General features: G+C 53.9%; 20 protein-coding genes and 1 pseudogene. 13 read left to right on the top strand and 8 right to left on the bottom strand.

Annotated elements, in window-relative coordinates; genetic code table 11:
• The first annotated feature begins 9 nt into the window (after positions 1-9).
• From prmA to ACUTSU_RS10250, 7 genes and pseudogenes are all read left to right on the top strand, one after another.
• The gene (prmA, locus tag ACUTSU_RS10280; RefSeq protein WP_445652116.1) at positions 10-891 is read left to right on the top strand and encodes a 50S ribosomal protein L11 methyltransferase; all 882 of its coding nucleotides are present in this window, start codon (positions 10-12) and stop codon (positions 889-891) included.
• Positions 892-1005: 114 nt separating this feature from the next.
• Positions 1006-1207, top strand: a pseudogene (locus ACUTSU_RS10275) (carbonic anhydrase family protein); the annotation flags it as partial.
• Between the two features lie 341 nt (positions 1208-1548).
• Complete coding sequence (gene dusB, locus ACUTSU_RS10270) at positions 1549-2514, top strand: tRNA dihydrouridine synthase DusB (protein ID WP_174354411.1); 966 nt, start codon at positions 1549-1551, stop codon at positions 2512-2514.
• A gap of 21 nt (positions 2515-2535) precedes the next feature.
• Positions 2536-2832 (top strand): DNA-binding transcriptional regulator Fis, encoded by a 297-nt coding sequence (gene fis, locus ACUTSU_RS10265; RefSeq protein WP_000462905.1) that lies wholly within the window; start codon positions 2536-2538, stop codon positions 2830-2832.
• A 356-nt stretch (positions 2833-3188) separates the two neighbouring features.
• Positions 3189-4109 (top strand): kdo(2)-lipid IV(A) palmitoleoyltransferase, encoded by a 921-nt coding sequence (gene lpxP, locus ACUTSU_RS10260; protein ID WP_445652117.1) that lies wholly within the window; start codon positions 3189-3191, stop codon positions 4107-4109.
• Between the two features lie 122 nt (positions 4110-4231).
• On the top strand, positions 4232-4930 hold the full coding sequence (locus ACUTSU_RS10255; RefSeq protein WP_445652118.1) for a CTP synthase C-terminal region-related (seleno)protein: 699 nt from the start codon (positions 4232-4234) through the stop codon (positions 4928-4930).
• A 674-nt stretch (positions 4931-5604) separates the two neighbouring features.
• Positions 5605-9549: an amino acid adenylation domain-containing protein gene (locus tag ACUTSU_RS10250; RefSeq protein ID WP_445654112.1), complete on the top strand. Its 3945-nt coding sequence runs from the start codon at positions 5605-5607 to the stop codon at positions 9547-9549.
• Between the two features lie 37 nt (positions 9550-9586).
• Here the strand turns inward: ACUTSU_RS10250 and ACUTSU_RS10245 are convergent, their stop codons facing one another.
• The gene (locus tag ACUTSU_RS10245) at positions 9587-10273 is read right to left on the bottom strand and encodes an LrgB family protein (RefSeq protein ID WP_445652120.1); all 687 of its coding nucleotides are present in this window, start codon (positions 10271-10273) and stop codon (positions 9587-9589) included.
• Positions 10266-10688, bottom strand: coding sequence for a CidA/LrgA family protein (locus ACUTSU_RS10240; protein WP_445652121.1), 423 nt, complete (start codon positions 10686-10688; stop codon positions 10266-10268). The genes ACUTSU_RS10245 and ACUTSU_RS10240 overlap by 8 nt, the downstream gene beginning before the upstream one ends.
• Positions 10689-10823: 135 nt before the next feature.
• On the opposite strand from ACUTSU_RS10240, the gene ACUTSU_RS10235 reads away from it, so the two are divergent.
• Complete coding sequence (locus ACUTSU_RS10235; RefSeq protein ID WP_445654111.1) at positions 10824-11711, top strand: LysR substrate-binding domain-containing protein; 888 nt, start codon at positions 10824-10826, stop codon at positions 11709-11711.
• Between the two features lie 29 nt (positions 11712-11740).
• Here ACUTSU_RS10235 and ACUTSU_RS10230 read toward each other — a convergent pair whose 3' ends face one another.
• The 5 genes from ACUTSU_RS10230 to ACUTSU_RS10210 all read right to left on the bottom strand — a co-directional run bounded on the left by ACUTSU_RS10230 (position 11741) and on the right by ACUTSU_RS10210 (position 16836).
• Positions 11741-13390 (bottom strand): Na+/H+ antiporter, encoded by a 1650-nt coding sequence (locus tag ACUTSU_RS10230; protein ID WP_062868858.1) that lies wholly within the window; start codon positions 13388-13390, stop codon positions 11741-11743.
• Positions 13391-13574: 184 nt separating this feature from the next.
• Positions 13575-14936, bottom strand: a complete 1362-nt coding sequence (locus ACUTSU_RS10225) for an NCS2 family permease (protein WP_445652123.1) — start codon at positions 14934-14936, stop codon at positions 13575-13577.
• A gap of 336 nt (positions 14937-15272) precedes the next feature.
• Entirely contained in the window at positions 15273-15680 is a 408-nt protein-coding gene (locus tag ACUTSU_RS10220; protein WP_445654110.1) for a VOC family protein, read from the bottom strand.
• Positions 15681-15727: 47 nt separating this feature from the next.
• Positions 15728-16396: a glutathione S-transferase family protein gene (locus ACUTSU_RS10215; RefSeq protein ID WP_445652125.1), complete on the bottom strand. Its 669-nt coding sequence runs from the start codon at positions 16394-16396 to the stop codon at positions 15728-15730.
• Positions 16393-16836: a lipocalin-like domain-containing protein gene (locus tag ACUTSU_RS10210; protein ID WP_445652126.1), complete on the bottom strand. Its 444-nt coding sequence runs from the start codon at positions 16834-16836 to the stop codon at positions 16393-16395. Before ACUTSU_RS10210 ends, ACUTSU_RS10215 begins: the two co-directional genes overlap by 4 nt.
• A 211-nt stretch (positions 16837-17047) precedes the next feature.
• Here ACUTSU_RS10210 and bhsA point away from each other — a divergent pair, with 211 nt between their 5' ends.
• Positions 17048-17308 carry a multiple stress resistance protein BhsA gene (gene bhsA, locus ACUTSU_RS10205; RefSeq protein ID WP_445654109.1) on the top strand — a complete coding sequence of 87 codons (261 nt, stop codon included), beginning with the start codon at positions 17048-17050 and terminating at the stop codon, positions 17306-17308.
• Between the two features lie 112 nt (positions 17309-17420).
• On the opposite strand, the gene ACUTSU_RS10200 is transcribed toward bhsA, so the two are convergent.
• Positions 17421-18356, bottom strand: a complete 936-nt coding sequence (locus ACUTSU_RS10200) for a LysR family transcriptional regulator (protein WP_445652128.1) — start codon at positions 18354-18356, stop codon at positions 17421-17423.
• Between the two features lie 130 nt (positions 18357-18486).
• Here ACUTSU_RS10200 and ACUTSU_RS10195 point away from each other — a divergent pair, with 130 nt between their 5' ends.
• From ACUTSU_RS10195 to ACUTSU_RS10180, 4 genes are all read left to right on the top strand, one after another.
• Entirely contained in the window at positions 18487-19236 is a 750-nt protein-coding gene (locus ACUTSU_RS10195; protein ID WP_445652129.1) for a 3-oxoacyl-ACP reductase family protein, read from the top strand.
• Between the two features lie 1206 nt (positions 19237-20442).
• On the top strand, positions 20443-21594 hold the full coding sequence (locus ACUTSU_RS10190; protein WP_445654108.1) for an EAL domain-containing response regulator: 1152 nt from the start codon (positions 20443-20445) through the stop codon (positions 21592-21594).
• Positions 21595-21700: 106 nt separating this feature from the next.
• The gene (locus ACUTSU_RS10185) at positions 21701-22327 is read left to right on the top strand and encodes a response regulator (protein WP_445652131.1); all 627 of its coding nucleotides are present in this window, start codon (positions 21701-21703) and stop codon (positions 22325-22327) included.
• Between the two features lie 2 nt (positions 22328-22329).
• On the top strand, positions 22330-25947 hold the full coding sequence (locus ACUTSU_RS10180; protein WP_445654107.1) for a transporter substrate-binding domain-containing protein: 3618 nt from the start codon (positions 22330-22332) through the stop codon (positions 25945-25947).
• Positions 25948-25999: the final 52 nt, after the last annotated feature.

Here is a 25999-nt window from a genome sequence, read left to right as displayed (position 1 = left end):
AGAATTGTTATGCCTTGGATCCAACTCAAACTAAACACCACCGGCAGCCAGGCAGAAGACCTGAGCGACGCGCTGGTTGAAAGCGGCGCAGTATCGGTGACCTTTCAGGACACCCACGACAATCCGGTGTTCGAACCGCTGCCGGGCGAAACCCTGCTGTGGGGCGATACCGATGTGATCGGGCTGTATGATGCTGAAACCGATATGGTAGAAGTGGTGGCAATGCTGGAACAGCATCCGCTGCTGGGCGTTGGTTTCCGCCACAAAATCGAACAGTTGGAAGACAAAGACTGGGAGCGCGAGTGGATGGACAACTTCCACCCAATGCGTTTCGGCGAACGTCTGTGGATCTGCCCAAGCTGGCGTGACGTGCCCGAGCCGGATGCGGTTAACGTGATGCTCGACCCAGGTCTGGCGTTTGGTACCGGCACCCACCCAACGACGGCGCTGTGTCTGCAGTGGCTCGATGGCCTGGATCTGGCCGGTAAGACCATTATCGACTTCGGTTGCGGTTCCGGCATCCTGGCGATTGCCGCCCTGAAGCTCGGTGCAGCGCGCGCTATCGGCATTGATATCGATCCCCAGGCCATTCAGGCCAGTCGCGACAACGCGCAGCGTAACGGCGTTTCAGAGCGTCTGGAGCTTTATCTGCCAAAAGACCAACCTGCCGATCTGCTGGCCGACGTGGTCGTCGCCAATATTCTGGCCGGTCCATTGCGTGAGCTGGCCCCGCTGATCGGCTGCCTGCCAAAATCCGGCGGTTATCTGGGCCTGTCCGGAGTGCTGGCCACCCAAGCAGCGAGCGTGGCGCAAGCCTATGAAGATAAATTCACGCTCGACCCGGTAGCCGAACGCGAGGAATGGTGCCGAATTACCGGTCAACGTAAATAATTCCCTATTTGTCTTGCTAAAAACCACCGATAACTTAACAAGTTGCGGTGGTTTTTTTTCGCGCCGTGATTCTACTGATTTATCCTGATAAAAAGCGAGTGTATTCTGCTGCAAGCGCAGGCCTGGCGGCAGATGCCGACCGCCGTCGATCAAACCGCCTTGCTGACTACGCCCCCTTGCTCCGAAAGGTTAAGCTGGATGGTGCTGGATAAGTTTGTCACCGCTTCTGCCGAGCAGATCGCCCAATTCCACCGTAGTTCATCATGCAAACAATCGTCCGCTACAGGCGCTGAACGGCCGCGTTATCATCGACTAATAAATCCATTTCCAGCCGAAATATTTCCCCTGTGATTTCAGCGTAATTGTGCCCCTTCTCAACGCAATACCCTGACAAATGGCCTATATTGCTGCCGATATCCAGCTGAATCGAGACTCATTACAGATAAAATTCTGTCGTGTTGGGAATATTTTATCGAGCACTAATCGACCATTTCTCTTCAACTCATTGTTAAATATATATAATATTTTCATAGATCCTGACGAGGTGCATTTTTATTGCCGAATAGCGCCTGATTGGTCAAAGTTTGGCCTTTCATCTCAACGCAAAAATGCGTAATATACGCGCCCTTGCGGACACAGTATGGTTACTCTTTGTCTATGCGCATTGGACACCACCAGCTTACAAATTGCTTGATTGCGGCCCCGATGGCCGGCATTACAGATCGCCCATTTAGAGCCCTATGTCATGCAATGGGTGCTGGAATGGCTGTATCCGAAATGCTCTCCTCCAATCCGGAGGTGTGGCGGACGGATAAGTCGCGTCTGCGTATGGTCCATAGCGATGAACCAGGGATCCGTTCCGTGCAGATTGCCGGATGCGATCCGGATGATATGGCCGCCGCGGCACGTATTAACGTGGCCAGTGGTGCACAGATCATCGACATCAATATGGGGTGCCCGGCCAAGAAAGTGAACCGGAAGCTTGCAGGGTCTGCCTTGCTGCAGTACCCGGATCTGGTTAAACAGATCCTCCACGCGGTAGTTAACGCTGTGGATGTGCCGGTAACACTTAAGATCCGTACCGGCTGGGAACCCGAACACCGTAACTGTGTAGAGATTGCCCAACTGGCCGAAGACTGTGGTATACAGGCCCTGACTATTCATGGCCGAACCCGTGCCTGCCTGTTCAACGGCGACGCGGAGTACGACAGCATTCGGGCAGTTAAGCAGAGTGTTTCCATTCCGATTATCGCGAATGGCGACATTACTGACCCGCATAAAGCCAGAGCAGTGCTCGACTACACTGGGGCTGATGCCCTGATGATAGGCCGCGCTGCTCAGGGGAGACCCTGGATCTTCCGGGAAATCCAGCATTATCTGGACACTGGGGAACTGCTGCCCCCTCCGCCACTTGGCGAGGTTAAGCGTTTGTTGATAGGGCATATTCGGGAATTGCACGGCTTTTACGGCCAAGGCAAGGGATTCCGGATTGCTCGTAAGCACGTATCCTGGTATCTCCAGGAGCACGCCCCGAATGACCAGTTTCGGCGCACATTCAACGCCATAGAGGATGCCAGCGAACAGCTGGAGGCGTTGGAGGCATATTTCGAAAATCTTGCGTAACAAAAAAGAGCTGACAGAACTATGTTCGAACAACGCGTAAATTCTGACGTACTGACCGTTTCTACCGTGAACTCACAGGACCAAGTGACTCAAAAGCCTCTGCGTGACTCGGTGAAACAAGCACTGAAGAACTATTTTGCTCAACTGAATGGTCAAGACGTTAACGATCTGTATGAGCTGGTATTGGCTGAAGTTGAACAGCCACTGTTGGACATGGTGATGCAATACACCCGTGGCAACCAGACCCGTGCAGCCCTGATGATGGGCATCAACCGCGGTACGCTGCGTAAGAAATTGAAAAAATACGGCATGAACTGATACTAGTCAGTTGGCATGTTGAAAAGGCGCAACCTCGCAAGAGGCGGCGCCTTTTTCTTCTCTGGTGTTTTATCAAAAGCAGCCCAATGCGAATGAGAATATTCGCATGCCAATCCTCCTTATCAGGCCGTATTGTGTGTTACAATATACATTCCTGGAGCCGCCTTCGCGGGCCTGCAGCCATCCCTCCGAAGCCTGATAGCAGCACGAACCGCCCTTCGAGTGTAAAGATTTGGTCAATTATGGAATCTGGCTAAACGATAGTGATGTCTGGGTGTCTGAATGGTCGTAACGCAATTGAGTGGATCCTTGTGCGTTACAGATTGCTGCCCCTTTTAATGCATAAATGAGTTCATATGAAGCGTCCGCAAAAATTCAAAATGGCCCTGCTACATCCTCGCTACTGGTTTACCTGGTTCGGGCTGGGCTGTCTGTTCTTACTGGTTCAACTCCCCTACCCGCTGCTGCACAAGCTCGGTATATGGATGGGCCGCACCTCGATGCACTTCCTGAAACGCCGGGTTTCCATTACTCGCCGTAACCTGGAACTCTGTTTCCCAGACATGGACGTGGCGCAGCGCGAGCGCAAAGTGACAGGTAACTTCGAATCCCTCGGCATGGGCCTGCTGGAAACCGGCATGGCCTGGTTCTGGTCAGATAAACGCGTTAAGCGCTGGTTCAACGTTTCCGGTATCAATCATCTGAAAGCGGCACAGCAAAACCAACGCGGTGTGCTGGTGATTGGCGTGCATTTTATGTCTCTGGAGTTGGGTGGCCGTGCCATGGGGCTGTGCCAGCCGATGATGGCGATGTACCGCCCGCACAACAACAAAGCGATGGAATGGGCGCAAACTAAAGGCCGCATGCGTTCCAACAAGGCGATGCTCGATCGCAAAGACCTGCGCGGTATGGTTCAGGCTCTTAAGCGCGGCGAAGCCGTATGGTTCGCTCCGGATCAAGACTACGGCCCACGCGGCAGCGTATTCGCTCCGTTGTTCGCCGTCGATCAGGCCGCCACCACCAGTGGGACCTATATGCTGGCACGTATGGCCAAACCGGCGCTGGTACCGGTGGTTCTGATTCGTCGCGAGAAAGGTCGGGGTTATGATCTGCTGATCCAACCGGCACTGGAAAATTACCCCATCGGCGACGAAGTCGCCGCCGCGGCTTACATGAATAAAGTGGTGGAAAAAGAGATCATGCGCGCCCCTGAGCAGTATATGTGGCTGCATCGTCGCTTCAAAACCCGACCGGCCGGTACCCCCTCGCTGTATTGAGCCAACACCTGATTTTCCAAGCCCGGCCAACGCCGGGCTTTTTCGTGCGCCCTACTTATAAAACTGCGGATTGACGATCGGCTTTACTGTAATATCCTTTTTTACCCGCACAGGAAAAGGAAATGATGAAATCTCAAGTCCGCATTGCTCTGGTCGGTGACTACAAACCCGAAGCCATTTCCCACCAGGCCATCCCTATTGCTCTCCAGCTTACCGCCAGCCACCTTAATGTCGATATCCAATCCCACTGGCTGCCCACAGAAACCATTACCACCACTTCGGTACTGCAAGACTATGATGCGATCTGGGTGGTACCCGGCAGCCCCTATAATCATGACGACGGTGCCTTTATGGCCATCCGCCATGCCCGGGAGCAGAATATCCCTTTCCTCGGCTCCTGCGGTGGCTTCCAGTATGCTATTGTGGAATACGCCCGCAACGTCATGGGATGGCATGATGCCGGACATGCGGAAACCGACCTTGGCGGCAGGCTGGTGATTGCTCCACTGAGCTGTTCGCTGGTCGAAAAAAGCGGCACCATTCTTTTCCAACCCAATACGCTGACCGCACGAGCCTACGGCAAGCTGGAAACGCACGAAGGTTACCACTGCAACTTCGGCGTTAACCCGGAATTTGTCGCCGACCTACAGCAGCATCCGCTGATTATCAGCGGCCACGACAGCGAAGGTGACGTGCGTTCGGTCGAGTTGCCAGGGCACAGTTTTTACGCCGCCACGCTGTTCCAGTCTGAACGGGCGGCATTACGTAACGAGCTTTCCCCGTTGTTGGTGGAACTGATCAAGACCGCCGCAAGTATCTGACAGAGGCGGATGATAAGGGCCATACCGACATGGCCCTATTATTAATAATAGCTTTATCCCCGAGCGCAGCGAATTGACTTATTATAGGCACAAAGAATTCATTCCAATTTAATTTAAATGTCACCCTATCTTCACACTCAAAACAACCATCCGTGATAAGTAAACTCAAAAATAAAATTATTGGAAAAAATTATTATTTATTTCCAAATAATATATCATTAGGGCCACTGTAGATTAGCGTTATGTTTCCGACAGCCAATTACCTTTCGGCAGGTTTGAAGATGGACCATTGACGTGAAATTCAGCTACCAAGACCGAGATAGGCACCCATACCATCACTGTAAAAAACCGCAAAAAAATAAAAATCAACACATTGAAAAAAAACAATTAAAAGCCAAAAAACCTTAAAGGAAAGGGCTTTCCGGAAGGTGATGAATGTCGCATTCCAAACCACGAAATCCTATTTTTCATCTCCTGATTAATGACATTTAAAAAAACATACCAAGCAAAACATTAAAAACAAAATGAATTAAATAAATATAATTACATCAGATCGTTAAAAATAGTTAATGTTAAATTGGGCTAATTCACCATCACCTTTTATAATGTTCGAGTACTTACCGACTGCTCATTTATTTAAGTCGATTCTTTCATATATTTATGGAGGTGTTTCCGTGTCTGCTTATTCTCTCACGACGGTACAACAGGCCGTATGGCTTGATCAAAGTTTAAACCCTGATATTCCACTTTATAATGTCGGATGCTTATGGCGTGTAGAACGGGAAATCTCATTCCCTCTGTTTAAACAAGCCATCCAATACGTACAGCAACAGCACGATGCATTGCAGACCGCCCTACAGGAAACGCCGCAAGGCGTTACACAGCGGTCGCTACCTCAAAAATCCATTGAGCTTCACTACCACGATTTTTCACAGCGGGAAGATGCCGCCAGCCAGGCGCATAACCACCTGCGTGAAATGTTTATCCAGCCATATCAACTGTATGAAGATCTGCTCTGGCGTTGCCATTTAGCCAAGATCGATGACTCCACGACGTTATGGCTATTGGCCTCCCACCACCTGATTGCGGATGGCACCTCGATCTCGTTATTAAGTCGCATGATCATGGATCGCTATAAGCAATTAAAAATGGGAGAAAAAGGTGATGCCAGCAACTCACGCTACCGTGATTTCGTGGCCAACGACCAGGCCTATCTTCAATCGTCCCGCTATCAGCGCGACCGCGACTGGTGGCTCGAACGTTTCGCAGCAGCGCCCCCCTCAGTTTTAGAACGGCGACAAAATTACACCGAGCAACAAACCTATCCCAGCACCCAAATCATCAAGCGCTTACCACAACAACGTTTCCTGCGATTAGAGCAATATGCGGCTCATCACGGCGGTTCAGCAATGCACTTTATGGTGGCACTGCTGGCCAGTTGGTTCGCACGGATTTGGCAGGTGGACAGCGTCACCTTGGGTGTCCCGGTGCATAACCGCAGCACCAGCGATCATAAGCAGACGCTGGGTATGTTCTCCTCCATGATCCCGCTCAATATTAACGTCGACTTACAGCAACCCTTTGCCCACCTGCTGCAACAAGTGGGCAGTGAACTGCGCAAATGCTATCGCCACCAGCGCTTCCCCATCGCCGACCTCAACCGCCAACTGAACCTGCATCAACAAGGGCGACGCCAGCTTTTTGATATCAGTTTTTCTCTGGAGGTTTTCCCAACCGATATTGAACTGGAAGGAAGCCAATTCAAGGTCGAGAACATGCACCATGGCTATGAGCAACTGCCATTAGGCATTTACCTGCGTCACTACCATCCGGGCGATGATCCGGTGCTGGAGTTCAACCTCAACCAGGCCTGGTTTAGCCACCAGGACGGTGAGCGCATTGCCAGCCGCATCGTGCAAATGCTCGATAATCTGTTGGAAGGCGATGCCAATTTACCACTGGAGCAACTGCCGCTGTTGCTTCCCGCTGAGCATCAACATATTTTCCACGAATGGAATAACACGCAACAATCTTGGGTCATGCCGCAGGGCATTCACCAATTTTTAGAACAACAGGTATTGCGTACGCCGAACGCCCCAGCAATTTGCTATGAGCAGCAGCAGACAAGTTATTTGCAATTGAACCAGCAGGCTAACCAATTTGCCGGTTTTCTACGCCAGCAAGGAATACAGCCTGATGATCGCATCGCGGTTTGCGTCAACCGCAGCCCGGAAATGGTGATGGCCCTGTATGCTATTTTGAAATCAGGCGCAGCCTATGTGCCGATCGACCCCGACTATCCGCAAGATCGTTTACGACATATGTTGCAGGACTGCGGCGCGAAATACGTGTTGATCGACGAAGCCGGAGAGCAGGCATTGCATTCAATCCGTGACATCGTTATTCCGCGTCTGCACCTGCAGCACGATAGTCATCTGTGGCAACAGGAACCCAAGAGTAATCTTGCGCCGCTGGCTGACGACCCGCAGCGCAGTCTGGCCTATGTGATTTACACCTCCGGCTCAACGGGGAAACCCAAAGGGGTGATGAATGAACATCGGGGTGTCATCAACCGTCTGCTCTGGATGCAACAAGCCTATCCTCTGACGCACGACGACGTGGTGCTGCAAAAAACCCCGTTCAGCTTCGATGTTTCGGTCTGGGAATTCTTTTGGCCATTGATGGTGGGTGCCCGTCTGGCGATTGCCAAACCTGGCGGCCATCAAGATCCCGATTACCTTGGTGCCTGCATTGCTCAGCACCAGGTCACCACACTGCATTTTGTCCCCTCGATGCTGCAATTATTTTTACGCCATGGCGAAATGGCACAGTGCGCCCCCTTACGCCGCATAATATGCAGCGGTGAAGCCTTGCCTTTGGCCACGGTACAGCGTTGTTTGCAGCAGTTGCCACATGCAGAGCTACACAATCTTTATGGCCCGACAGAAGCGGCAGTGGATGTCTCCAGTTGGCAATGCATGCCAGACGATGAGCGAGCGCTGGTGCCGATCGGCAAGCCAATCGCCAATACGCAGCTCCATATTTTGGACTCTCGGTTACAGCCGCTACCGCCCGGTATTGCCGGCGAGCTGCATATTGGCGGTATTCAGGTCGCTCGTGGCTATCTGAATCGTCCCGAGTTAAACGCCGAGCGCTTTATTGCTGACCCATTCAGTCACGATCCCCAGGCCCGTTTGTATAAAACCGGCGATCTCGCCCGCTGGCTGCCGGATGGCAACATCGAATATCTGGGGAGAAATGATTTCCAGGTCAAGATCCATGGGGTACGCATTGAGCTGGGTGAAATAGAGCAACAGCTACGACAGTGTGAAGGGGTCGAAGATGCCGCAATACTGGCAAGAGAAGATGAACACGGCGGAAAACGTCTGGTGGCCTATGTGGTGGCGCCAGACGAGAACATAGGTTCAGCGCAGTGGCGTGGTCAACTACAACGGCATTTGCCGGATTTTATGGTGCCTTCCAGCTTTATCAGGCTGAAGGCTTTGCCACTTTCCCCCAACGGCAAACTGGACCGCAAGGCTTTGCCTGCCCCCGCACCGGCTAAGCAGGTTTCGCGACAGCATCAAGTACCGCAAACGGCGCAGGAGCAGTTGCTTGCGGGCTTGTGGAGCGAATTGCTCGGTGTCACGCAGATTGGTCTGGATGATGATTTCTTTGAACTCGGTGGACATTCGCTGCATGCCATCCAACTGTTGGTCAAACTGAAGCGCCGTGGTTATCCGGTGGTGATAAAAACCTTGTTTGCTCACCCCACGTTGCGCGCCCAGGCCTGTGCGCTGGCCGCCGAAAAGGGACCTGACGCCGCTGCCCCGCCAGTGGCTGCGCCACTGCAGCAGTTATTGGCCCGTCTCAATCACACCAACTTTACCTTTAAGCAGATACTGCGCCTAAACCGAACCGTGGCTGCCGATGATATCTGGATGGTTCACCCTGCAGTCACCGGTTGCGAAATTTATCACGATCTGGCCAGTTCACTGGAGGGGGACTTTAACGTTCTTGGCATTAACAATTACAACCTGTTTATCCACCCGCACATCACGTCATTACGCGAGTTGGCGTCACATTATCTCGACCATATGAAGCTGTCGCCTGCCCGCCCAGTGCGCCTGTTGGGTTGGTCGCTCGGGGGTTTGATTGCCCTTGAAATGGCGGCACAGCTTGAAAACAGAGGGGTTCGTGACATTCAGGTCTTCTTGCTGGACACCTTTTATCAAACGGACTTCCAAATCCGCAGCGAGCCTGGCCTGCTGGCAGCCATGCTGGTGATGTTGGGCATAGAAGGTGAAGCCGCCGACAGGGCGTTACGGGCGGAGCCGACTGAGTTATCCCTGAACAAGGAAACTCTCAGCGGGCCGTTACTGCACTCGCAGGTCACGCTATTGAAAGCCACGGAGGATGTGAATTTGAGTATGACCGAACAAGGGGATGGGCAAGAACTGCTGGCAATTGCAGACAACGGACTGTCATCGATTTGCCGTCATTTGCATATCCAGTCTTTGGCCTGTAACCATCACTCGATTATTTTCAGTCATGATGAAATCGGACATGTGTTACGCGCATCATCAAAAACGCCGGCCATTTCGAGCGGGATCCGTTGAGTTTACCCTGCCTGCGGCACTCGTTGCCGCAGGCTTACTACATCAGTTGCCCTATCAGCGGCGCGGCAATCACCGTGATAATCCCCGCCAGCATCATCACCAGGCTGGAAACCACACCTTCTTCCTGCCCCATCTCATAGGCTTTCGCCGTGCCGGCACCGTGCGACGACGCCCCCAGCCCGGCGCCCTTGGCCAGGCTGCTGCGCACCGCCAGCCGCAGGAACAGAATATCCCCCACCGCCATGCCGAAGACCCCGGTAATCACCACGAACAACGCCACTAAATCCGGCTGACCGCCCATCTGTTTGGCGGCCTCCAGCGCAAACGGCGTGGTGATGGAACGCACCGCCAGGCTGCGCTGTACCTCTTCAGGGAGCGTTAGCAGCCGCGCCAGCCACACCGAGCTGTAGACCGCCACCAGCACCGCCGTCAACACCCCGGCAGTGAGCGACAGCCAGTGGCGGCGGATAATATGCAGGTTTTCATAGACCGGCACTGCAAACGCGATAGTCGCCGGCCCCAGCAACCACAGCAGCCAGTGCGTTTCACCGATGTAATCCTGATACGAGATATGCGTCACCACCAGCAACAGCACCAGGATCATTGGCGTCAGTACCAATGGCATCAACAGCAAGGTGCGGCGGCGGCGGTAGAGTTTTTTATTGGCAAAATACAGCGCCAGCGTCGCCACAAAGCAGACGATGCTCAGGATAAAATCATTCATCGCGCTGTTTTCGCTGTTGTAACCAGACTTCAAGTCGATAGACCCGGTCGACCACCAGCCCCGTCGCGCCCAACGTCAGCGTGGTGCTAATCGCAATCACCAGGAAAATCTTCCAGCCCTCTACCATCAGCAACTGGGCATAGTTGACCACCGCCACTACCGCCGGGACGAAAAACAGCAACATCTCTGCCAGCAGCCAGCGTGAACCGGCCCTGACCCAGCTCAACGGTAAAATCCTCAGCAGGATCAGCGCCAGCAGCATCAGCATGCCGACAATGTTGGCGGGCAGCGGCAGATGAAATTGCTTTACCAACCGGTCGGCAATCAGAAACAGCATCGCGTACAAAACAACCTGAACTGGCACCTGCAGGCGGGTCAACAGAGAGGGGGCTGCGCGGCGTAACGCCAATGACATGGAAGATAACCTCAAAAAAATTCAAGGTTTGCAGTATACGCGGCCAGGAAACCTTGCCTGAAATGAATTAAAATCATCAATATCATGCCATCAGGGAATAGTTTCCCGCCGGTATTGCCCTGAGGAGAGCCCAACGTGGATGTCCGCACCCTACGTTACTTCGTGGAAGTCGTGCGCCAGCAAAGCTTCACCCGCGCGGCGGAGAAACTGTTCGTCACCCAGCCGACCATCAGCAAGATGCTGCAGCATCTGGAAGAAGAGTTGGAGTGTACGCTGCTGATCCGCGAAGGACGCAAGCTGCACCTGACCGACAGCGGCCAGGCAGTGTACCAGCGTGGGTTGGCGATCCTGGATGAGTTCCGCCAACTGGAGGCCGAACTGGAAGACATCAGTTCGGTGAAAAAAGGCGTGTTGCGGCTGGGTATCCCGCCGATGGTCGGCCGGCAGATTGCCGATTTGATCCAACAGTTCCGCCACACCTACCCTGGTATCGAACTGAAAATTTCCGAGCTGGGCGGGTTGTCGGTCGAGCAGGCGGTGATGTCCGGCGAACTGGATCTGGCGATGACGATATTGCCCGTCGACCTGGATCAACCGCTGACTTTCTTGCCGCTGCTGAGCCATCCGATGTGCGTGGTTGCGCCACGTACGCCGCACTGGCTTAACCGCACCAGCATCGATATCGCCGAATTGGCCAACTGGCCGATCCTGATTTATAACGAGGATTTCTCGCTGTACAAAATGCTGATGAAGGCGTTCTGCCTGGCCGGTTTTGAACCGCAGATTGCGGTACGCAGCGGGCAATGGGATTTTCTGGCATCGATGGTGCAGGCCGGGGTCGGCATCGCTACCCTGCCGGAGCCGGTTTGCCAGTGGCTGGATAAAGAAAACCTGATCTGGCTGCCGCTGGAGCCGCGGATGGAATGGCGTGTGGGGCTAATCTGGCGCCAGGGCAGCTACCTGTCGCACGGCGCCCAGGCCTGGATCGCCTGCTGCCGCGACTACTGGCCGCCGGTCAAATAACTGGGGCCGCTTCTGCGGCCCCGTTGGCATTACCCTTCGCGCTCTATCAGCAGCGCTTCCAGCAGGTCGAGATCGTGCAACAGCTTTTGCAGCGTCTCGTTGCTGATTTTCTGCGTTGCGCGCAGGTGATACAGCTCCCCGCGCTCGGCGCGCAGCGCGGTCAGGCGGAAGCGTCGCTCGAGGTTCTCCAGCATCAGCGCATTTTCGATATCGTCTTTGGTGGTGATGCGCCGCCGCAACGTGCCCACGACCCGTGAACTGATCTCTTTCAGCACCTGCGGGTCGATGTTTTCTTCCACGTCGACGGCCAGGCGTTCTTCCATCTTGTTGATGCTTTCGATCGCCACTTCCGCCGCCATGGCAATCGCCATCCGCTCCTCGCTCTTGCTGGCGCTCTTGTCCGCCACCACTACGCCGCGCAGCAGCAACGGCAATGCCATCACGCCGACGATCAGTGAAAGCAGGATCACGCCGGCGGCGATGAACACCAACTGATAGCGCGCCGGGAAGGCGGTGCCGTCACTTAACAGCAGCGGGATCGACAGCACGCCGGCCAGTGTGATTGCCCCGCGCACCCCAGCGAACGACGCTATCCACAGCTCACGCGTACTGTAATCGCCAAACTGCAATGGCCGTTTTTTCATAAAGCGTCGGCTGGCGTTTTTCATCAGCCACAGCCAGGTAAAGCGCAGCAACAACAACGCTGCGTAGATAATCGCCACGTCGGCGAACAGGTACCAGGTCTGAATGGTCGGATCCAGCTCCGCCTGCAGGATTGAGGTTTCCAGGATCCCCGGTAGTTGCAGGCCCAACATGATGAACACCATGCCGTTAAACACGAACTCCAGCATCGCCCAGACGCTGTTGGCGCGCAGGCGCATCGCCAGTGGCGCATTGCGGATCACACCGGACTGGCTGATGGTCATCCCCGCGGCAACCGCGGCCAGAATGCCGGAGACGCCGATATGTTCGGCAATCAAATAGGAAGCGAACGGCAACAGCAGCAGGAACACGATCTGCGTGGCCGGATCATCGCCGCTCCAGCGGCTCATCATCCGCAGCGATTTGCTGTAGCACCAGGTGACAGCCACACCGGCCAGCAGGCCGCCGATAGCGACCTTCAGGAACTCCAAGGTAGCGCCGCCCACGGTAAACACCATGGTGCCCATCGCCACCGCGATGGCGAACTTGAGCGAAACCAGGCCGGACGCGTCGTTCATCAGCGCCTCGCCTTCCAGCACACCCATGATCGGTTTCGGAATACGCCCTTTACCGACGATGCCGCCCAGCGCCACGGCGTCCGTTGGCGACAGCACTGCCGCCAGCGCAAACGCCGCCACCAGCGGGATACCCGGTACCATGGCGTAAATCAGGTAACCGACACCGACCACGGTAAGCAACACCAGCACCAGCGCCAGCCCCAGGATTTCACGGCCGTGATGCAGAAATTCGCGCGTTGGGGTTTTCCAACCGTCGGCAAACAGCAGCGGCGGGATAAACAGCACCAGGAACAGTTCGGGGTCAAAGTCGACATGCAGCCCGAAATGCGGCCAGGCCAGTAGAGCCCCGATGGCAATTTGCATTAACGGCAGAGGTATCTGGAACGGCAACATACGTGTCACCACCCCGGACAGGGAAACCACCAGGATCAAAATGAGGATTGTAAAAAATATTTCCATGCTTTCCTTAGACTCTCGGGTTCAGACTACATCTCTGATATATACCCCGATAGTAGATCACTTTTTTTACAGCGATTAAAGCTTGTTGTACCTTTCAAAACGCAGCACAGAAAGAAGAAGACTTTTCTGAAGGGGAAGAAGGTCAGGCTTTCCCCCACCCAACGGGTGGGGGAAACACAGCGGATTAAATCGCCCAACCGCCGGCATAGAACGCCACCAGCGCCACCGCGATCAGCACGGTGCCGATATTCAGTTTGCGCCATTCACCGGAGCAAATGCGGCCAATCACCAGCGAGCTGAAGCCCAGCATGATACCGGTGACGATATTGCAGGTCAGCACGATAAACACCGCGCACAGCAGGCCGGACATGGCGTCGACAAAGTCGTTGAAGTCCAGCTTGGTGACGTTGCTCAACATCAGCAGGCCGACGTACATCAGCGCCGGTGCAGTAGCGTAAATCGGCACCAGATAAGACAGCGGCGACAAGAACAGGATCAGCAGGAACAGCAGGCCGACCACGGTTGCGGTCAGGCCGGTTTTACCGCCCGCCGCGGTGCCCGCTGCGGATTCGATATAGACCGCCGCCGGGGCCGCGCCCACCAGGCCGGAGAAAATGCTGCTCAAGGAATCCGAGGTCAGCGCCTTGCCGCCGTTGATGATCTGCCCGTCCTTATCCAGCAGGTTGGCCTGGCCGGCCACCGCGCGAATGGTGCCGGTAGCGTCAAACACCGCCGTCATCACCAACGCCAAGACGCTCGGCAAGACTACCGGCTGCAAGGCCCCCATAATATCCAGACTGAAAATCAGCGAATTGCCGTTAGCGTCCGCCAGGCTTGGCATGGCGAACAGTCCCTGATACTTCACTGCCGGGTCAAACACCAGACCAATCACCGAAATGGCGATAATCACCAGCAGGATACCGCCAGGAACGCGCAGCTTTTCCAAACCGAAAATCACCGCCAGCCCGAGCAGTGTCATCACTACCGGGAATGAGGTGAAGGCGCCCAATGCTACCGGCAGGCCGTCCAGCGGGTTCTTCACCACCAGGCCCACGCCATTAGCGGCAATCAGCAACAGGAACAGACCAATACCGATACCGGTGCCGTGTGCCACGCCCATCGGCAGATTGCGCAGGATCCAGGCGCGGATACCTGTGACCGAGATAATGGTAAAGAGCACGCCCATCAGGAATACCGCCCCCAGCGCCACCGGAATGCTGATCTGCTGACCCAGCACCAGGCTAAAGGCGGTAAAGGCGGTCAATGAGATCGCGCAGCCGATAGCCATCGGCAAATTAGCCCACAGCCCCATCAGCAACGAACCCAGACCGGCAACCAGACAGGTGGCAACAAACACCGCCGTTGGCGGGAAACCCGCCTTGCCCAGCATACTCGGCACCACAATCACCGAGTAAACCATCGCCAGGAAGGTGGTTAACCCTGCCACCACTTCCTGCCGCACGCTGCTGCCACGCGCAGAAATATTAAAATAACCATCAAGCCCGCCTTTTGGTTTAACGGCGTTGTTCGCTTGAGAATTCGACATGTTGCTGTCCCCTGTGTTTCATTGCCAGCCCGTTGCAAGGCTTGTTATTCCGCCCACACCTGTTTGGTAGGGTATCGTTTGCTTTTCGGCCTTTCAGTCACGTCGCCAACTGGCGGCGCTTATTAAGGCAAACGATTAACTCTCATGGCGTGAGGCGGGTGCTTTATGGTGGTTTATTCAAGGCAAACGATTATCCAGCCTTCCATACCCTCCGATCAACCAAAGATCGCGGTAATTCATGCAGAAAAGTAGTGGGCCCATCATTATCGAAAATATGAAATTTGTCACATAGGGAAATCTGATGGGAAAGCCCCCCGATCGGAGGGCAAAAAAGGGTCACTGGGACTGTGCGGCCTTTTCATCCATGTACATCAGTTCCCAGATATGACCGTCCAAATCCTGGAAGCCGTGACCGTACATAAAACCGTAATCTTGCGGCTGATTATAGGTATTACCGCCGGCAGCGATCGCCTTGCGCACCAGTGCATCCACCGCAGCCCGATCGGGCTGCGACAGACACAGCAAAACCTCGGTCGATTTTTTGGCATCTACAATCGGATTCGGGGTGAACATTTTGAATTTGTCGTGGGTCAGCAACATCACATAAATACTGTCGCTAACCACCATGCAAGCGGCGGTATCGTCGGTAAACCGGGGATTAAAGCTGAAACCCAGTTCGGTGAAAAATGTCATGGATGCGGGCAGATTGCCCACCGGCAGGTTAACAAAGATTTGCGTAGCCATGGGCTACCTCCGATGAAGAGTGACCTCATCGAGTATAGCCCATCGCCTCAGTTCAGCAGGTCATAAGGCCCACCCTGCTCCAGCGCCCGCTGGTAGGCCGGACGCGTATGAATGCGCTGTAGATAACCGCGCAGCTTGGGGCAACCGTCCAGTGCACCGCGTGCCGCCATCGCCTCCAGCGGGAAACTCATCTGGATATCCGCCGCGCTGAATTCATTGCCGACAAACCAGGTACTTTTGCTCAGGTGCTGTTCCAGATAATCACAGTGTGGCGCGATCTGTTTGTCCAGATATTCACGCTGCACGCCTTTGCCAATCGCCCCCGCCACCGGCCGCAGCAACCAGGGGATCGGCGGTTGGCCCAATCGGCTAAACACCAGCTTCATCACCAGTAATGGCATTAGTGATCCCTCGGCATAATGCAGCCAATACCGGTACTGCTGACGGGCGTGGTAGTCGGTGGGAATAAACTGCCCCTGCGCGTCGTACGCTTCCTGCAGGTACTCAATAATGGCACCGGACTCCGCCAACGTCAGATCGCCATCGACAATCACCGGCGACTTGCCCAACGGATGAATTTTCTTTAATTCCGGCGGTGCCAGCATAGTTTGCGGATCGCGCTGGTAGCGCTGCACCTGGTAGGGCACTGTCAACTCTTCCAAAAACCACAGGATGCGCTGCGAACGCGAGTTATTCAGATGGTGAACAATGATCATGAGGGCGCTCCTATCCGTTGCCATACCAATTCGCCGATTTGCACACCGTTGCCAAGCTGCAGCGGTACCGTACGCAGTTGGAGACGATCGCCGGAAAAATGATAAAAGCGCACCTGCCGGCTACCGATCCAATTGGGGAACGAACTGCCTTCAACCTGATGCACTATCCGCTGGTCGCTCTCATCCACCTGATAGCGCCCAAAATAACAAATCATCTTGATAAAGGCGGCGTGGGTTTCCTGGTCGGTGCCCTGCGCCAGATCGTCGGCGGCAAAGCGTGGCCGGGTAGCACTATAGAGCTGCGCCGCCATGGTGCCATTGGGCTCGTAGTTAAGGCGACCCAGCACCTGCTCGCCCAGCGGGTGATTGACCCTGCCGTCCTCCCCTTTGAAGACAGAAGACACCAATGACCAGCTGCCGATAAACGCGTTGACTGACATATCATTTACTCCTCTAAGGTTCCTGCTTACTCAAAGGGTAGTGGCGATTTTTCCAGCACGCCAGCACAAACCGCACCGCTCAAAAATAAATCAATTTATTTGATAGAGATTATCAAAACCCTCCAATTTCCTATTCAGCCGAGCCAGCCTATTATCTACAACATCGAGAGACAACAAGCTCTCACCTAAAAAACGCCCTGAGGATTGAATCATGGAAAACATCAAAATTTTTGCTAATGCTCTGCTGCTGACTACCGCCTCTTTCGCCAGCGTTGCTGCCGATCAGCCAACCAGCCAACCTGCCGCCGACACCCAGAAAATCGGTGTGGTGTCCGTTAGCGGTGCCTCTAACCTGAGCGCACTGGAAACTGAACTGGCCAACAAAGCCGCCGCATCAGGCGCCAGCTCTTACCGCATCATCTCCGTCGGTGGTCAGAACAAACTGTACGGCACCGCAGAAATCTTCAACTGATCGTCAGACAGTAAGCTGACGAAAGAATGAAGCCCCGCAAGGGGCTCAGACTGATGACAAACCTCATTCCTGCCCAGAGCGAGTAGAGGCCGATAAACAAAAATCCGGAAAATCAATTTATTGATTTTCGGCTGCTCACAACAAAGCGAGCGGCCAGCTTCTGCAGGCGAAATTGTTCGGTAATGAAATCGACAAATACCCGGGTTTTAGTGGGTAGAAATTTGGTGGTGGCGAAATACAGGTGCACGCTACCGCGATCGACATACCAGCCTGGTAATACTCGCACCAGGCGACCGCTCTCCAGATAAGGTAACGCGTTCGGCATGCTGATCAACGCAATACCTAACCCCATTTCCGCCGCCCGTGCCGCCGCTTCCGGCTCGTTTACCCTCATTTTTATCGCCATGCTCGGCGCTCGCTGCTCGTTATCCGCATTGCGCAGCGGCAGGTTGCGGACTCGCCCGGTTTGCGGTGAGCGAATAAAAATGCCCGCATGACTCACCAACTGTTCCGGCTGCTGGAGCGACGGGTATTGTTGCAAATACTGCGGCGAAGCCACCAGCACGCCGTGTGCCGGTGCCAGTTCGCGGGCGATCATCCCCTGCGTCAGTTCGATACCCCCACCCATTGCCGCATCGAAATGCTCGCCAATTAAATCCACCTGACGATTATCAAAATGCCAGTCTGGAATAATCGACGGATAACGAGCCAGAAAGTCCGGCAACATCGGCAGCACAAAATGCAGGCCAAAAGCGGTACCCATGCTGACCTTTAAAGTCCCCCCCGCGACCCCACCACTGCTACTCAAACTTTTCAATGCGCACTGGATCGACAGCAAACCGCCGCTGACCTCCTGTAAAAAACGTTCGCCCTCTTCGGTCAACGTCAATTTACGCGTATTGCGCTGGAATAACCGCACGCCCACCAACGACTCCAGTTTGGTGACATTCTTTCCCACCGCCGCTGAACTGATCCCCAACTTGCGGCCGGCGGCGGAAAAACTGCCGCTCTCTGCGCTGCTGACAAAACATTCCAGGTGGCCGAGCATGATTTTTCTCCGACGATTTCAAACCCCTGGTTTAAGCTGATTACAGCTCTTTATGGATAGCTACCGATCTGCGTTTCTCCGATACTGAACCAATAGCGTTATTAACCCAATCCCACTCTGGAGAAACATCATGTCCGCAACTCTCTCTCTACAAGGCAAAGTCGCATTCATTCAGGGCGGTTCACGCGGCATCGGTGCCGCCATCGCCAAACGCCTGGCGCGTGAAGGCGCCGCCGTAGCTTTCACTTACGTCTCTTCCGCCGGTAAAGCTGATGCACTCGTCAGTGAAATCACCGCTGCCGGCGGCAAGGCGCTGGCTATCAAGGCCGACAGTGCCGATGCAACAGCGCTGCAGCAGGCGGTGCGCCAGGCAGTCAATAGCCTGGGCAATCTGGATATTTTGGTGAACAACGCCGGTGTGCTGGCGATGGGCAGCACCGAAGAACTGCCGCTGGAAGATCTGGACCGCACGCTGGCGGTAAACGTCCGCAGCGTGTTTGTCGCCAGCCAAGAAGCCGCCCGCCATATGAATGACGGCGGTCGCATCATCAATATTGGCAGCACCAACGCCGAACGCGTGCCATTTGCCGGCGGCGCGGTATATGCGATGAGTAAAACTGCGCTGGTCGGCCTGACCAAAGGTATGGCACGCGATCTCGGCCCACGCGGCATTACCGTCAACAACGTGCAGCCCGGCCCGGTAGATACCGATATGAACCCGGCCGACAGCGATTTCGCCGAGCAGTTGAAAGCGATGATGGCGATCAGTCGTTACGGCAAGGACGAAGAGATCGCCAGCTTCGTCACCTATCTGGTTGGCCCTGAGGCGGGTTATATCACCGGAGCCAGCCTGAGTATCGACGGCGGCTTCTCGGCTTAATTTCAACGATCATGTTTAAGCTATCGACACGTTATTAATACGTGTCGATTTGCTGTGCACAAAAAAAAGCCCCTTTTCGGGGCTTTAGGTTGCTGACAAAGCAGGAAAAAGCGTGGTTTTTCCTGCTTTGTGGTGAGCAGCCGAAAATCAATAAATTGATTTTCCGGATTTTTATTTATCGGCCTCTACTCGCTCTGGGCAGGAGTGAGGTTTGTCATCTGTCTGAAGCCCCTTTCGGGGCTTTTTCATCGGCTTTAGACAACCCGATATCAGAACGGTAGTTCACATAAGAACCGCTTAAAAAAATAAAATTTCTCTATAGCCCTTACACCACGAGGGGCACAGCGAAATTGGTAAGCGCAGAATACTGTAAAACGTAAAGAACGACACGGCATCCTCGGTCGAACGGTGCCACTTACGCTTATCTGACAAATCGCTGTAAAGATCACGCTTTACGTTTTTTCCCGCAGATGGCTGGTCAATTCAGAAATAAACCATGATTTCGACTTTGTGTAATGCTAAGTTTTCGCGTAACGGACGGTACGTTACGCAAAAAATCAGTGTTATCTCAGCAGTGTTCATCACCCTTTCCGCCGCTACCAAAGTCGACCTAACATAACTGTCCGCTAGGAGTCAGAAACGGCCCCGCTCGCAAATTAGCCAGCTTCCTGATCCTTTTCGATAGGCAAATCTCTCCGTCCTACTGCGGCAGAGCGGGTATTGCACATCTATGCCATGGTGACTTTTAATTGGGACTCAGAGGCGTAATGCCTGATAAGAGCTAGCCTGTGTATCACGATCTCGGAGTTAGCATATGTCTAATACGCAGGAAGACCTGGAATATAACGAGCAAACACGCCCAATCACCTTTTTTGAAATCTGGGGCCCCTGGCGAGAGTCAGTTATCGAACAACATCGTTTTTATGTCGACCAAGGCAAAAATAAGCTGCTTGCTCAATTCAATAACTGTGATGTCGTGATGGCAACGGTGCTCGTGTGCGTGAGGTGGTCCAACCGCAGGCCACCTTACTGATTGTTGAGTTTCTGGCGCGGTAACGAAGGTTGCCTTTGGGAAATTTCCTACATGCCGGAAGGACGTTTCTCTAAGGGCGCAGGACAGTTAGTCGGCTAAATTCTACCCATTAAAAATGGGCAGGTTGAAGAGATGGTTGAGGGGTGTGTGTTCTCGTCATAGAAAGTCATGCATTGCAACGCAGTGTATTGGTCAAAGGGTTGTTGAATCTGCAGGTGGCGTGTGTTCTTTCGGCAGAAAATGCAATGCAGGCCGTGGATCATATCTTCTGTCAGGAAGTGATCGACATAATCTTTTTTGACTTGGGTGACGGCTCGATCAATAACCTTGATTTTCTGAGCGTCGTCAGAGAGCAGGGTAACGTCCGGACACTGGTGGTGTATGGCGAACTGCCATTGGCCTTGCGGCGTTCGGTCGAGAAGATGAGCACGTTGTCTTCTACCCGTTTACTAGGCGTATTGGATAAACCCTTTCAACTGAAAGCGTTGCAAAAGATCCTGTGTGATTTCAAATCGCTGGATTGTTCTGCAGTGGGGCAGCCTCTGGCCGCGCTTGGGTTGATCCCTCACCCACAGGTTCTAAAAGGGTTGATGGCTGGGGAGTTCCAGGCCTGGTACCAGCCCAAGTTCAACTTGCACGATGGCCGACTGTTTGGTGCCGAGGTGTTGGTACGTTGGAATCATCCACACCGCGGGCTTTTATTGCCCCGGGATTTATTGGCGGCGGTGGTGGCCTATGACTTGATCGACGAAATGTTCAAGCAGCTCTTGGATCAGGGGCTTGAATTCATGAGCCGTCTACGCGGGCAAGGGCTTGACCTAGGGCTCGCATTCAATCTGACGGTCTCGCAATTGGTAAGCAGTGACTTTGCCGAACACGTTATCCAGCGCCTGCATCAATATGAAATGCCTGGTGATGCACTGACGTTCGAGGTCACCGAGAACGGCCTGCAGGATTTGCCAGCCTCTGCTTTGGACAGTTTGTTGCATCTGCATCAAGCCGGCTGTAGTTTGTCGATCGATGACTTCGGCGTTGGTTTTTTCTCATTGAGGCAGCTGGCGCATCTACCCTTTGACCAACTCAAACTCGACGGTGCATTTGTCCGTGATGTTGACGACTTGGGGAACAGAGCGGTCATTTCAAGTAGCGTGGCGCTTGCCAGGGAGCTGAGGATGGATCTGGTTGTCGAGGGTATTGAAAATGGGCATACGCTCAACACCCTCATTGATCTGGGCTGCTCATTTGGCCAGGGCTTTCATCTGGCGCTCCCCATGACTGCTGTCGACTTTGCCGTGTGGTTGCAATGTCGTGTATCGGTCGTATAAGAATAGATGCCCTAATTTTTCCAGGCTCGTTTTGAGCTACTTTATATAAAGCTTAAGGTCGGAGTGCTCTGGTGATGGTGTGTTGTTGTCTCCCGAAGAGGTTTATATGTTCAAAGCGTTAGTTGTTGATGATCATCCGTTTATTCGCGCCTCTGTAAAGGTGTTGCTGGGTGCCGAACAGTTTGAAATTGTGGCGGAGGCGGCTAATGGTGTGGAGGCTGTGCGCCTGGCGCGCGAGCATGTCCCCGATCTGATCCTGCTTGATATCGCCATGCCGTTGCTCGATGGCCTGGAGGTAATCAGTCGCATCTCGGCGCTTGGATTGCCCTGTAAGATCCTGGTGCTGACGTCCCTAGAGGCTTCTTTTTATGCCATGCGCTGCATGAAAGCCGGAGCCTCCGGCTATGTCTCCAAAGCTGGGAGCCTTGAAGAGTTGACTCGAGCGATCAAGGCGATCAAAGCTGGCTACAGCTATTTCCCATTGCTCGCCAACAGCTCGGTACGCGCCATTGATAATCAGGCCAGCGAACGTGAATTGATTGAAAAACTGTCCGACCGTGAGCTGACCATTTTGCAGCAGTTGGCTCGGGGCTTCAGCAACAAAGAAATTGGCGACTCCATGCTACTGAGCAACAAAACCATCAGTACATATAAAACCCGGCTGATTGAAAAGCTCAACGTCAAGTCAGTTGTCTATCTAGCCGAATTTGCCAAACGCAACAACCTCCTTTAAACATGAAGCGGCCAATCGGATTTCTGATTTTTCTTCTGTGTATCAACACCTTTGTTCAAGCAGGGCATTTTCAAGACCATATCGAGCCGTTGAGGCTGTCCGGACGTTCCCAACTCACCGGATTCAACCTGAAACTATCGGACGCCGATAGCCGTTTTTTGCGCGATAAAAAGATCCTGCGGGTCGGGATTGCCACCACCGACTCTGCGCCATTGGGGTTGAGTACAAGTACCCACGATTACGAGGGGTTGACAGCTGACTACGTGAAGCTGATTGCGGACCTGTTAAATATCGAAGTCCAGGTTGAACGCTATCCAGACCGCACGCAGGCGATAAAGGCGCTTAAAAGAGGCGAATTCGACCTGCTAGGGATCGCCACAAATGTTGACGAGGCAGACCCCGAACTGATTCTTTCAAGATCTTACTTCGAGGACCAACCGGTTTTGGTCAACCGTCGAAACACCGCGCCGTTACCTAAAGATCTGGGGGGGCTGCGATTGGCCATAGCTAGGAATAGCCACTCCGCTTCGGAGGTCATCTCGCATTATCCGTTGGCAAAACTGCAATTTTACCCAACCGACCTGGATGCCCTCAACGCTGTGGTTTTCAACCAGGCTGACGTGTACCTTGGAGGGGCAATGACCTCTAACTACCTGATCAGCCGAAATTTCCTGACCGACGCTCAGCTAGTGGACTTCGCAAGTCTTGAAGTGAGCAGCATTGGTTTTGCATTACGGGGTGAAGATCGGCAGCTTCTTGAGCTCATCAATCGGACGTTGGTCGCCATCCCACCAAGAGAAAGCATGACGATTGTGCGGCGCTGGGGGGGAGATAGCATAATCATAAGCGACCGTGGCCAAGCTGACCTCAGCCCCAAAGAAAGGCGCTGGCTCGCGAATCATCCGAAGCTAAGGGTCGGTATATTGGATAACAATCCACCGCTAGCCTTTTTCGATCAGCAGGGTAATTTTCGCGGCATCAGCGCTGATTTGCTAGCGATAATTCGTCGCCGTACTGGCCTTACCTTCGAAATAGTACGGGCTGATACGCTGGAGGACCTTGTTGCTTTGATAAAGGATGGTAAGGCCGATTTCATTACTGCGTTCCACAAAAACTCCAATAACAGCGACTTGCGTTTTACCCGAGCCTATTTGACCAACCCTTATGTGTTGAGCATTCCTAACAATAGTGAGTCATTCACCCGCTTGGAGGAATTGACCGGTAAGCGCGTGGCAATGAGGTACGACAGCGACATCCGGGATTACATCGAACGATATTACCCGCAAATTATTGTGGTTGAGACGAGAGAGTCCAGTGACGCCTTGTCGATGGTCGCGCAGGGTAAGGCAGATGCCGCTGTCACGGCCCTAGTCAATGCCCGTTTTGTGATTGCTACCCAGTATCCATCCCGGTTGCACGTGAGTGGCGCTGTGGGTACTCAAACCGCGCAAATGGCAATTGCCACTGATCGAGGTTCCTTGGAGCTGTACTCGATCCTAGACAAGGAAATGCACAGTATTACCCCGCACGAGTTGGACGACCTCACCAATCGCTGGCGGGGTGAGGTCGCGGTGGACAATAAACGCACGTACGCCAATCAATCGGAAATCATCCGCGGTTCGGCTATCGCTGTGATCTTGTTACTGGGGGCATTCGGCTGGATTGTCTATTTGCGACGGCTGATTCAGAAACGTGACGTGGCCGAACAGGCATTGAAAGAACAAATGGAGTTCATGCGCGTACTGATCGATGGGCTACCCCACCCAATCTATGTACGGGACCGCCAAACTCGGATGCTCTTATGCAATCGCCGTTATTTGGAGGCAATTGGCAGCACTCGCGAGAAGGTCATTGGTACGCGACCTTCTGAGATCGTAGGTAGCGCACCAGACCACGGGGCATTGTTTGAACAGCAGTATTTGGAAGTCATGGATGGTGGTAAAGAGTTGCTGGCTGACCGCCAGATGATGTTGTACCGCGGCGAGACCATTACAGCCTATCACTGGATCCTTCCGTTCCGTGATAACGCGGGTGAGGTCAAGGGCATCATTGCTGGCTGGATCGATATCAGTGAGCGCGAGCGTTTACTTGTGGAACTCAAGGACGCCAAACAGGATGCCGAGAAGGCTAATCGGGCGAAAACCACCTTTCTGGCCACCATGAGTCATGAAATCCGCACACCAATGAACGCAGTGGTGGGGATGCTGGAGTTGGCCATGAAAAAGGCAGACCAAGGCATTCTTGACCGTTTTGCCATCGAAGTGGCGTCGGACGCTGCGCGTGGGCTTCTGGAGCTGATTGGTGACATTCTGGATGTGGTGCGTATCGAGTCCGAGCGCTTGACGTTGGCGCCACAACGGGTGGCATTCAAAGACATTGTGGTGTCGGTTGTACGAGTATTCGAAGGGTTGTCCCGGCAGAAGCAACTCAATCTTGTGTTGTCATTCGATGAAGGCGCCAACCAGGATGTATTGCTCGACCCGCTACGGTTCAAACAGGTGCTTTCCAACCTGCTTGGTAACGCCATCAAGTTCACGGACGTTGGGCAAGTACAGGTCTGTGTAGAGGTCACGCATGCGGCCGCAGGCGAAAGCATGGGTGTTCGTGTGCTGGTGCGCGATACCGGCATTGGCATTTCCCAGGACGATCAGCAGAGGCTGTTCGTACCGTTCAGCCAGGCCACTCATGTGGGTGCTGGAGGTTCAGGCTTGGGGCTGGCGATTAGCCGCAAGCTGTGTTCGATGATGCAGGGTGAGTTGAACTTGAGTAGCGTGTTGGGGCAGGGTACGGAGGCCGAGGTGTTATTGGAGCTGGTGGTTCTTACTCCATTGCCGCTCACCCAGCCGGAACCGGAATCGCCCGAAGTCAGCCAGTCGCTAAACGTGCTGGTGGTTGATGATTATCCGGCCAACCGTCTGCTGTTGTCACAGCAGTTAAGTTATCTGGGGCATACGGTCGCTGACGAGTCGGACGGAGCCCATGGCTTGCTTGCCTGGCGCAATGGTCATTTCGATGTGGTGATTACCGACTGCAATATGCCGGTGATGACAGGCTACGAACTGGCTAGGGCGATCCGCGCCGAGGAGGCTGATTCGGGCGCGGCGCCTTGCTTGATCCTGGGGTTCACTGCCAATGCGCAACCGGAGGAAAAAGATCGGTGCCTGGAAGCGGGCATGGATGATTGCCTATTCAAGCCAATCAGTATGAAGGACCTGACTGCGCGCTTGTCCGGCGTGGAGTCGATATTCGACGAAACAGGGGACGCTGATGCATCGGTACCACTGCTTGACGACATTGACATCAGCAGCCTAGAACAACTGGCCCATGGTGACCGAACACTGGTTAACAGCTTGTTGCAGGATCTGGCCAGTAGCAATGAAGAAGATTTGTTACGGCTGCTCAAACTCTTCAGTGATCACGACTTGACCGGGCTGTCCGACTTGGGGCATCGGGTCAAGGGGGGGGCACGCATCATCAAGGCGCATCGACTGATCCAGTGCTGTGAGCAGTTACAAGCCGATTGCAACGGGCATGATGTGGCGCGTTTGACCCACTCGGTGGATGCTCTGCACGAGGCTATGGAGGCATTGGCGCAGCGTCTGGAGGCGTTCATCGGCTAGGTCGAGGGCTTCAGGAGAGCCTGGTGCGTTTGCACATGGCGGGGAACGCTTA

This window comes from Serratia sp. NA_13 (assembly GCF_052691735.1).
This window is presented reverse-complemented; position numbering and strand designations above follow the sequence as displayed.

What these genes read in the sequence shown, in the direction of transcription:
- ACUTSU_RS10255 (WP_445652118.1), top strand. Translation starts at nt 4,232, where the DNA reads ATGATGAAATCTCAAGTCCGCATTGCTCTGGTCGGTGACTACAAACCC.
- ACUTSU_RS10230 (WP_062868858.1), bottom strand. Translation starts at nt 13,390, where the DNA reads ATGGAAATATTTTTTACAATCCTCATTTTGATCCTGGTGGTTTCCCTG.
- ACUTSU_RS10240 (WP_445652121.1), bottom strand. Translation starts at nt 10,688, where the DNA reads ATGTCATTGGCGTTACGCCGCGCAGCCCCCTCTCTGTTGACCCGCCTG.
- dusB (WP_174354411.1), top strand. Translation starts at nt 1,549, where the DNA reads ATGCGCATTGGACACCACCAGCTTACAAATTGCTTGATTGCGGCCCCG.
- ACUTSU_RS10185 (WP_445652131.1), top strand. Translation starts at nt 21,701, where the DNA reads ATGTTCAAAGCGTTAGTTGTTGATGATCATCCGTTTATTCGCGCCTCT.
- lpxP (WP_445652117.1), top strand. Translation starts at nt 3,189, where the DNA reads ATGAAGCGTCCGCAAAAATTCAAAATGGCCCTGCTACATCCTCGCTAC.
- ACUTSU_RS10215 (WP_445652125.1), bottom strand. Translation starts at nt 16,396, where the DNA reads ATGATCATTGTTCACCATCTGAATAACTCGCGTTCGCAGCGCATCCTG.
- ACUTSU_RS10195 (WP_445652129.1), top strand. Translation starts at nt 18,487, where the DNA reads ATGTCCGCAACTCTCTCTCTACAAGGCAAAGTCGCATTCATTCAGGGC.
- bhsA (WP_445654109.1), top strand. Translation starts at nt 17,048, where the DNA reads ATGGAAAACATCAAAATTTTTGCTAATGCTCTGCTGCTGACTACCGCC.
- prmA (WP_445652116.1), top strand. Translation starts at nt 10, where the DNA reads ATGCCTTGGATCCAACTCAAACTAAACACCACCGGCAGCCAGGCAGAA.
- ACUTSU_RS10200 (WP_445652128.1), bottom strand. Translation starts at nt 18,356, where the DNA reads ATGCTCGGCCACCTGGAATGTTTTGTCAGCAGCGCAGAGAGCGGCAGT.
- ACUTSU_RS10210 (WP_445652126.1), bottom strand. Translation starts at nt 16,836, where the DNA reads ATGTCAGTCAACGCGTTTATCGGCAGCTGGTCATTGGTGTCTTCTGTC.
- fis (WP_000462905.1), top strand. Translation starts at nt 2,536, where the DNA reads ATGTTCGAACAACGCGTAAATTCTGACGTACTGACCGTTTCTACCGTG.
- ACUTSU_RS10180 (WP_445654107.1), top strand. Translation starts at nt 22,330, where the DNA reads ATGAAGCGGCCAATCGGATTTCTGATTTTTCTTCTGTGTATCAACACC.
- ACUTSU_RS10245 (WP_445652120.1), bottom strand. Translation starts at nt 10,273, where the DNA reads ATGAATGATTTTATCCTGAGCATCGTCTGCTTTGTGGCGACGCTGGCG.
- ACUTSU_RS10225 (WP_445652123.1), bottom strand. Translation starts at nt 14,936, where the DNA reads ATGTCGAATTCTCAAGCGAACAACGCCGTTAAACCAAAAGGCGGGCTT.
- ACUTSU_RS10220 (WP_445654110.1), bottom strand. Translation starts at nt 15,680, where the DNA reads ATGGCTACGCAAATCTTTGTTAACCTGCCGGTGGGCAATCTGCCCGCA.